Origin of the sequence: Candidatus Symbiopectobacterium sp. NZEC127 (assembly GCF_025962675.1) — a bacterium.
Lineage (GTDB): Bacteria > Pseudomonadota > Gammaproteobacteria > Enterobacterales > Enterobacteriaceae > Symbiopectobacterium.
Window position 1 is genome coordinate 1 of record NZ_JAGFPG010000048.1, and the last position, 612, is coordinate 612.

General features: G+C 43.8%; 1 pseudogene. It reads right to left on the minus strand.

Annotated elements, in window-relative coordinates:
• Nucleotides 1-595: pseudogene (locus J5069_RS23850) on the minus strand (type I restriction endonuclease subunit R); the annotation flags it as partial.
• Nucleotides 596-612 lie beyond the last annotated feature (17 nt).

Below are 612 nucleotides of genomic sequence, written 5' to 3' on the forward strand. Positions count from 1 at the left end.
GTCCAGATATTCTCAGGACATCTTCAGGCTTTTCTATGAAAATCCGATTACCGTCATGCTCAAGTCTTGCGCGGCTGATTTCATTACTGGCGATTGGAGTTATATCGAAAGGTAATTGAATGGATGAACGATTCTTCTTATCATGGTAGCGAACCAACCAACGATTTGTCTTTCCTTGGAATAACACAGAATAATAGGATTCCGTGTCCTTTGGTTGCAAATCATGTTCAGGACCGACGATGGATGCTATTTTTTCAAATAGCACTCGCTCATTATGGGTGGTGACTATGTTGGGATTATCTGCATCTACGATGTCGGCTTCTTCGTCGATGTGGCTAGTGGTTGACTCGGCGTCTGTAGTGTGGTCTTCAATTACGTGTGGCTTTGATGACAGTCCAGATACAACCATGGCGCTAACGGAACGTTGAACTGCTTCGCGAACTAGGGGGGTAATAGAGTCAATAAATCTCTGATTAAGCTGGCGACCAATGTTAGCTCTGCTCGCTACGAAGCGAACAAATTCAGCATCAACCTCTCTAAGACTCTCACTTACAACTTTCACGAACGCTGATATATAAACACTTTCTTCAGCCAAAGTACGTAAGGCTTCAG